At 52.2% G+C, this 973-nt stretch carries 2 protein-coding genes; both read left to right on the forward strand.

Annotated elements, in window-relative coordinates; genetic code table 11:
• On the forward strand, positions 1–542 hold a 542-nt coding region (locus tag AC1RPN_RS07780; protein WP_481763649.1), incomplete at its 5' end, for a hypothetical protein.
• 140 nt (positions 543–682) lie between these two features.
• Positions 683–973: hypothetical protein (locus AC1RPN_RS07785; protein ID WP_481763650.1), on the forward strand; the 291-nt coding region annotated here is incomplete at its 3' end.

Below are 973 nucleotides of genomic sequence, written 5' to 3' on the forward strand. Positions count from 1 at the left end.
TCGCATTCCCACGCGATGAGCTTGCACGATTCCTGCCGCCGCCAACCAACCGTATGTCCTACAAAGCGTGGAAAGGATGCCCCGTGCATCTTGAACACGATAATGAGGTTCACGAGCGTGCTTACGGCGCTATTCTCGACGCATCGTTCCATAAGGTTGAGGGCTACGGGGACGGAAAACTGTGGAAGGTGATGGGGCTGTTGGCAATCGACAAAAATAAGTATCCGGATGTCGCACAAAAAGTTCTGACACGGGAAATCAACACCTATTCTATGGGTGCTCTCGTTGATTACTTCACGTGTGGGTACTGTGGCGCTCAGTGTACGGCACGCCACACCTGTGGACACATCACGAGCCCGAAGCAGGTTAACTGGAAAAAGTATCGAGATTTCGATGGTTCCACGCATTTGGCATTCCTAAATGCACACGGAATTCAGCCGATCGAGTGTTCTATCGTGAAAGACCCAGCTTGGGCTCCGGCGCTTTCAGATAACGTGGTGGATTTTGCGAGCGCTTCTCAATTGCGCTCAGCGACCGCATAATTCGCAGAACTCAATTTTAACATGGTAAAGCGATTAGGTGTTTTGGACTCCTAATCGCCTACGCATTTGTGCGTGGGTGTGCGGGTGCTACGCACATTCCGTATTTTTATCGCACTCCCACCTAAACAAGAGAGGATCATATGGGTATCCTGAACAAGGACAAAGATCAAGTTACGGCGGCTCGCGACGAAGCTTCTACGTCGCTGCATTTCCGCAACGAAACTACGAAGGCACCGGAAGATTCGGGCCAGTCGATGATCAACCATCAACCCCCGGCAGATCGTCTGATCGAACCGGGCGAAGAAGGCCCGCACGGCAGCACCCATTTCCAAAACGACACGGAAATGACCGAAAAGACCAACCGCATGAATGCGAGCGCTGCCAAGGGTAACGAAGGTTACGACAAGGCAAAAGACCCGCGTGATGCGCAC

This window comes from Dellaglioa sp. CoH-57-MRSF-20 (assembly GCF_056781955.1).